The organism is Streptomyces sp. NPDC057638 (assembly GCF_042800315.1).
GTDB lineage: Bacteria > Actinomycetota > Actinomycetes > Streptomycetales > Streptomycetaceae > Streptomyces.
Window position 1 is genome coordinate 1 of the sequence record NZ_JBHVHF010000381.1, and the last position, 6413, is coordinate 6413.

6 protein-coding genes and 1 CRISPR repeat array are annotated in these 6413 nt (G+C 72.0%); of the genes, 2 read left to right on the forward strand and 4 right to left on the reverse strand.

The window, feature by feature from the left end:
• The 4 genes from ACFVIM_RS31340 to ACFVIM_RS31355 form a co-directional block, all read right to left on the reverse strand.
• On the reverse strand, positions 1-1311 hold a 1311-nt coding region (locus tag ACFVIM_RS31340), incomplete at its 3' end, for an MMPL family transporter (RefSeq protein WP_384308592.1).
• A gap of 204 nt (positions 1312-1515) precedes the next feature.
• On the reverse strand, positions 1516-1947 hold the full coding sequence (locus tag ACFVIM_RS31345) for a MarR family winged helix-turn-helix transcriptional regulator (RefSeq protein ID WP_384308607.1): 432 nt from the start codon (positions 1945-1947) through the stop codon (positions 1516-1518).
• 114 nt (positions 1948-2061) lie between these two features.
• Positions 2062-2253, reverse strand: a complete 192-nt coding sequence (locus tag ACFVIM_RS31350; protein WP_384308595.1) for a hypothetical protein — start codon at positions 2251-2253, stop codon at positions 2062-2064.
• A gap of 28 nt (positions 2254-2281) precedes the next feature.
• A CRISPR array of direct repeats spans positions 2282-2980; the repeat unit is 28 nt; unit sequence GGTCCATCCCCGCGCGTGCGGGTTCGAC.
• Between the two features lie 378 nt (positions 2981-3358).
• A complete protein-coding gene (locus tag ACFVIM_RS31355; protein ID WP_384308598.1) occupies positions 3359-3793 on the reverse strand; it encodes a VOC family protein in 435 nt (144 codons plus the stop codon).
• 265 nt (positions 3794-4058) lie between these two features.
• Between ACFVIM_RS31355 and ACFVIM_RS31360 the strand changes: the two genes are divergently transcribed.
• Positions 4059-4946: a hypothetical protein gene (locus tag ACFVIM_RS31360; RefSeq protein ID WP_384308601.1), complete on the forward strand. Its 888-nt coding sequence runs from the start codon at positions 4059-4061 to the stop codon at positions 4944-4946.
• Positions 4947-5079: 133 nt separating this feature from the next.
• On the forward strand, positions 5080-6354 hold the full coding sequence (locus tag ACFVIM_RS31365) for an MFS transporter (protein WP_384308604.1): 1275 nt from the start codon (positions 5080-5082) through the stop codon (positions 6352-6354).
• Positions 6355-6413: the final 59 nt, after the last annotated feature.

The following is a 6413-nucleotide window of genomic DNA, read 5'->3' on the forward strand; positions in this document are numbered from 1 at the left end:
CTCGGAGATGTGTATAAGAGACAGGTGCTCACCGAGTACGGCCTGCGCGGTCACGGACGGCGCGTCACCGACGAGGGTCTCGTCCAGCGGCACCCCGCGCGAGGTCAGGGTCGGGGCGAACGCCGCGCAGGCGAGCAGCGCCGCCAGGGTGATCGCCCAGACTGTGCGCGGTGCCCGGTCCACCAGGTCGGCGACCCGGCGCCAGAGCCGGTGCGAGCCGCTCACCTTCTCCGCGTCGGCCCGGTGGGGCCGCGCGGGCCAGTACGCCGCGCGGCCGAGGAGGACGAGGACGGCGGGCAGGAAGGTGAGCGCCGCCGCGACCGCGCAGACGATGCCGATCGCCCCGACGGGCCCCAGCGCCCGGTTGTTGGTGAGATCGCTCAGAAGGAGCGCGAGCAGTCCCAGCGCCACGGTGGCGGCGCTGGCCAGGACCGGACCGGCCGAGCGGCGCAGGGCGGCCCGCATCGCCACCGTACGGTCGTCGCCGTGCGCCAGTTCCTCCCGGAACCGGGCGGTCAGCAGCAACGCGTAGTCAGTGGCCGCCCCGATCACCAGGATCGACAGGATCCCCTGTACCTGGCCGTCGACCCGCACGATCCCGCGTTCGGCGAGCGCGTACACCACCGCGCAGGCGAGGGCGAGCGCGAACACGGCGGCCACGATGATCAGCAACGGCAGCAGGACGCTGCGGTAGACCAGCAGCAGGATGACGAGCACCGTCGCCAGCGCCACGCCCAACAGCAGCCCGTCGATCCCGGAGAACGCGTTCTTGAGATCCGTCTGGGCCGCGGCCGGGCCCGCGAGATGGACGGTGGTCCCCGGTACCGTCCGGACCTCCGCCCCGATCTCGTCCAGCGCGTCCTTCAGCCCGTCGCCGAGATCGGCCCGCAGCGGCACCACCGCGCGCAGCGCGCGTCCGTCGTCCGAGGCGAGCGCGGGGGACACGGCCCCGGCGAGCAGCCGTGAGCCGCCGATCCCTTCCAGGGCCCCGGTGGCGTCCGCCCGCGCCGTCCCCGGCAGCGGGCCGTCACCCTCGCGCGCGGTCCACACGACGACGAGCGGCAGGGTGTCGCTCTGCCGGAAGTCCTCCTGGACATCGATGACCCGTGTCGACTCGGCGCTACGGGGCAGGAACGCGGCCTGGTCGTTGGTGGCGACCTCACCGAGCTTCCCCGCGTACGGGCCCAGCATCCCGCCGACACCGAGCCACACGACGAGGAGGAGCAGGGGGATCAGCGGACGGGCGGCGCGGGAGGGCCGCGAGAACCAGCGGGACCGGGAGGGCCGGGAGGGAGGGACGGCGTGGGGCATGGAGGACACATCCGCTGTCTCGACGGGGCGGCTGTCTTGACGCGCCGATTATCTTGATGGAGTGAGATATTCGGATGGTAGGTGATGCGGCGGCGGGGCGGCACCGCACCCCCCGTACCGCCCGGCCCACCCGCCCCCGGAGCCGGTCCCTGACCCACCCCGCACACCGACACCCCGCGCGGCCGGACCCACCCCGCGCGCCCCTCAGCGCGGGGGCTGCTCCAGGCGGGCCATCTCCTCGCTGAAGGCATCCAGGAACCGCACCACGACGGCGAGTTCCGCGTCCTCGAACCGGCCTCGCGCGCGCTCCCCCGCGACCGCCAGCGGGCGGAAGAACGCCCGTGCGGCCAGTCGCGCCTCGTCCACGTACTCGACGCGCACCACGCGCCGGTCGGCCTCGTCCCGGGTACGGCGGATATGACCGGCGCGCTCCAGCCGGTCCAGACAGGCGGTCACCGCCCCTGACGTCAGCCCCAGTCGCGTCCGCAGCATCCCCGGCGTCACCGGCTCCGCCGAGTCCAGGACCGTGGCGAGCGCGCTCACATCCGTCGGATGCAGCCCCTGGGCCGTCGCGAAGGCATGCGTCAGCCGGTTGATCTCGCCGTTCACCCGCCGCAGGGACACGGCCAGCGCCATCAGCCGCTCGAACGCCGCCGCGCCATCACCACTCTCGCCGTCCACGCCCGGAAGCGTACCCGCGCCAGGTGGGAGCGATCGGACGGCGACCGCACGCAGGCCCACCTCGGGCGCTCATCGCGCGGAGAGGCTGGTGATCTGGACGATGCGGACGGTTCTGCCCTGCTGATGGATCATGAGGGTGGCCATGGTGTGGGTGAGAACGAGGCTGCGCATGATGCCGTCGTCTATCCCGTAAGGCACGGTGACCCGGTGGGGGTCGGCGCAAACTCTGGCCATGGCCTCGGCAAGTTCGTTCGACCGCATGACAATCATCCGAGACTTCCTACGAGGCGGTCCATCCCCGCGCGTGCGGGTTCGACGGCACCGGGACCACGATCGGCGAACGCCACGACGGTCCATCCCCGCGCGTGCGGGTTCGACGCCCTCCAGGTCGACCCCGGTGTCCGTGAGCAGGGTCCATCCCCGCGCGTGCGGGTTCGACACGGTCCGGCGTAGGTCTCGGAGGCGTCGCCGGGGTCCATCCCCGCGCGTGCGGGTTCGACAATCGGGGTCGATACCCAGGAACCGTAAGGTCAGGTCCATCCCCGCGCGTGCGGGTTCGACGCTGACGCGGTGGTGAGCCGGGCCGGGCCCGGCGGTCCATCCCCGCGCGTGCGGGTTCGACCGGCCGCGACCGGCGAGCGCGTCACGGATGCTGGGTCCATCCCCGCGCGTGCGGGTTCGACGGACTGGTCCCGACCGCGTGGACGACGCGGGAGGGTCCATCCCCGCGCGTGCGGGTTCGACCTCTGCTCCAGCCCACGGGCTGCTCAGTCGTGGGGTCCATCCCCGCGCGTGCGGGTTCGACGGCGGTCTGGGCGGACGGCCTGCGGTCCGTGCCGGTCCATCCCCGCGCGTGCGGGTTCGACCACTGTGCCCGAGTGGGCGGGCGGAGATCGTCCGGTCCATCCCCGCGCGTGCGGGTTCGACCCCCGGCGGCACATCCCCAGCGTGTACCGACTGGGTCCATCCCCGCGCGTGCGGGTTCGACACTTGCTGACCAGCAGTTCTACCAGCGGGTAACACGTTTTTGCTTTAGTTGCTTTCGGATCTTCACGGTGCCCGCCTCCTCAACATTCGGCCCCTTCACGCTACCCATCTCACTGCCACGGCGTCCCAGGCTCCGGGCAGGTACCCATGCTCACGGCACACGCGAGGCATCCGATGGCCGGGGGCGAGCAGGGCCAGCACGGTTGGATTGACCCAGACCGGCACCAGGCCGCACCCCGCGCATGGCACTTGTCGGCCCAGCGGGAAACCATGGAGCGATCCCATCGAGCCGCGCGCTGTCGCCGCACGCACAGGCCTGTCTCGCGGCGGCCGCGGGCACCGGCGCACCGGGCCTGCACCGGCGATGCCTCCCGGTGTCTCAGTCGAGACAGAACTCGTTGCCCTCGACGTCCCGCATCACGATGCACGACTCGTTGTCGTCGTCGGCGGGCAGCAGTCGCTCACGCACCGCGCCGAGCGCGACCAGGCGTGCGCACTCGGCCTCCAGCACGGCGAGGCGCTCCTCCCCCACGAGCCCGGTGCCGACCCGGATGTCGAGGTGCACCCGGTTCTTGACGACCTTGCCCTCGGGGACGCGCTGGAAGAACAGGCGCGGGCCCTCACCGGTGGGGTCGGCGCAGGCGAACGCGGAACCCTGACGCTCAGGGGGCAGTGAGCGGTTGAACGCGTCCCACGAGGCGAACCCGTTCGGCGGCGGCGGTACGACGTACCCGAGCACCTCGCACCAGAAGCGCGCGACACGCTCGGGTTCCACGCAGTCGAAGGTGACCTGGAAGTTCTTGATCGATGCCATCGGACCAACCTAACCCGTGGCGTGGGGCACTGGGCGCCATCGCTCCGTGATGGAGGGGCTCGGTCCAGGGACACCTCCCGCCCCGACGCGCACACACGGACCTGACACCTCGGCGCGCGGGCCCGTTCGCACCGTACGGCCGCGAGAGCCGCTCGCGGAATTGCCTCCGCCCCACAGTCGCGCGATACCCCCCCGGGGTATATAGTCGTGATCGTTCGCACCGAGCGGACGGCGCCGAAAGGCGCGACACACCAGGGGAGATGTCATGCGGAACCACTCCGGCCACGACCACAGCGCCCACGCCGCCCACGGCGGAGCCCAGCCCGGCGGGCTGTCGGTCTCCGAGCACGGGTACACCCTGGAGCTCGACTCGGCGGTCCTCACCGCCGGTGTCCAGCCGGTCACCTTCCGGGTGATCGGCCCCGACGGACGGACGGTGACCGCGTTCACGCCCGAGCACGAGAAGGAGCTGCACTTCATTGCCGTACGGCGGGACACGGCCGGGTTCCAGCACGTCCACCCGGTACGGGACGAGACGGGCACCTGGAGCGTCGAACTGGCCCTGGAACCCGGGGACTGGAGGTTCTTCGCCGACATCCACCCGGTCGGCCACGACGGCACCCTGACGCTGGGGATCGACGCGGCGGTCGCCGGAGCGTACGACCCGCGTCCGCTCCCCGAGGCGACCGGGACCGCGCGGATCGGGGAGTACACCGTCGTGCTCGACGGGGAACTCCTTCCCGACCGGGCGAGCGAACTCATCCTCACCGTCAGCCGGAACGGCGAGCCCGTCACCGACCTCCAGCCCTATCTGGCCGCGTACGGGCATCTGGTGGCACTGCGCGTCGGTGACCTGGGCTACCTCCATGTCCACCCGGAGGGCGGACCCGGCGACGGCACCACCGCGCCGGGCCCCGAGATCGCCTTCGTCGCGACCGCGCCGACGGCCGGGACCTACCGCCTGTATCTGGACTTCCAGCACGACGAGGTCGTCCGGACCGCCGAGTTCACGGTACGGACCGCCACGGCCACGCCCCACCCGGAGGCGGCACCCCCGGCCGCGCACGAGCACGGACACGGGCAGGGACAGGGGCACGGGCACGGGCACGCACAGGGACACGGGAGCCACCACGCCGCCCACGCCCACCACTGAGCACGTGAACCGCAGCAAGCGGCCGCCACCGGCGCGTAGCGACAACCCCGCCTGTACCTGCCGGACACGGCCTCCGCCCCGAAACCGTGCCCCACCGCGTGGATACCTCGCGCGGATACCTAAGGAACCCGTCATGCGACTGTTCGCCATCCGCGACTACCGCCACTTGTTCGGCGCCCAGGTCATCGCCCTGTTCGGCACCGGACTGACCACCGTGGCCCTCGGGCTGCTCGCCTATGACCTCGCCGGTCCGCGCGCCGGAATGGTCCTCGGCACCGCCCTCACCATCAAGATGGTCCTGTACGTGGTCATCGCCCCGCTGGCCGCCGCGTACGTCGACCGGTTTCCCCGCAGAAGACTCCTGTTCCTCCTCGACGTGGTACGGGGCGCGGTGGTCCTGGCACTGCCGCTGGTCAGCGAGATCTGGCACATCTACGTCCTGATCGCCCTGCTCCAGGCCGCCGCCGCGGCGTTCACCCCGACGTTCCAGGCCGTCATCCCCGACATCGTCACCGACGAGTCCGACTACACGCGGGCCCTGTCCGCCTCCCAGGTCGCCTCCACCATGGAGAGCCTGCTCAGTCCCGTGCTGGCGGCCGTCGCGCTGACGTTCATGAGTTTCAACTGGCTGTTCCTGGGCACCTCGGCCGGGTTCCTGATCTCGGCCCTGCTGGTCCTGTCCACCCGCGTCCCCGACGCCCGTCCCAGCACCCACGCCACGGCCTGGGAGAAGGTGGCGGCCGGAATCAGGACCTTCCTCAGGACACCGCGGCTGCGCGGCGTCATGGCGCTGAACCTCGTGGTCGCGGCGGCGGGATCGATCGTCGTCGTCAACACCGTCAACCACGTCCGCGACACACTCGGCGGATCGCAGTCGGACGTCGCCTGGGTGCTCGCCGCCTCCGGCACCGGCACCCTGCTGGCCGCCCTCGCCCTGCCCCGCGTCCTCGACCGGGTCGCCGCCCGCACCATCATGATGACCGGCGCCGGGGTCCTCGTCGGCGGCACGACCGCCGCGGTGACCCTCATCGCGGCCGACCTCGCCACCTGGACCGGTACGGCGATCATCTGGACCGTGATCGGTGTCGGTATGGCCCTGATCATCACTCCGACCGGCAAGGTCCTGCGCGCCTCCGTCGCACCGACCGCGATCCCCGAGGCGTTCGCGGCCCAGTTCTCCCTCTCGCACCTGGCCTGGCTGATCACCTACCCCATCGCCGGATGGCTCGGCACCAGCGCGGGTTACCTGCTCGCCTGGTCCGCCCTCGCGGTCCTCGCCGCGGCGGGCGCGGTCGGCGCCCTTCTCCTGTGGCCGCGCCACGACGGACGAGGCACCGTGACCACCACCGTGACCACCGCCCGGCACACGCCGAGCACCGACCGGTCCTCCCTCTCCAAGGCCGCGTGATCCACGCGTAGGCGGTGCCCCCGTGCGCAACCGCTGATCCGACGGACACGACCCAGGCC

Bases quoted from the DNA above. Each gene is read 5' to 3' on its own strand.
- ACFVIM_RS31345 (WP_384308607.1), bottom strand. From the start codon at position 1,947: ATGGCGCTGGCCGTGTCCCTGCGGCGGGTGAACGGCGAGATCAACCGG.
- ACFVIM_RS31350 (WP_384308595.1), bottom strand. From the start codon at position 2,253: ATGCGGTCGAACGAACTTGCCGAGGCCATGGCCAGAGTTTGCGCCGAC.
- ACFVIM_RS31355 (WP_384308598.1), bottom strand. From the start codon at position 3,793: ATGGCATCGATCAAGAACTTCCAGGTCACCTTCGACTGCGTGGAACCC.
- ACFVIM_RS31360 (WP_384308601.1), top strand. From the start codon at position 4,059: ATGCGGAACCACTCCGGCCACGACCACAGCGCCCACGCCGCCCACGGC.
- ACFVIM_RS31365 (WP_384308604.1), top strand. From the start codon at position 5,080: ATGCGACTGTTCGCCATCCGCGACTACCGCCACTTGTTCGGCGCCCAG.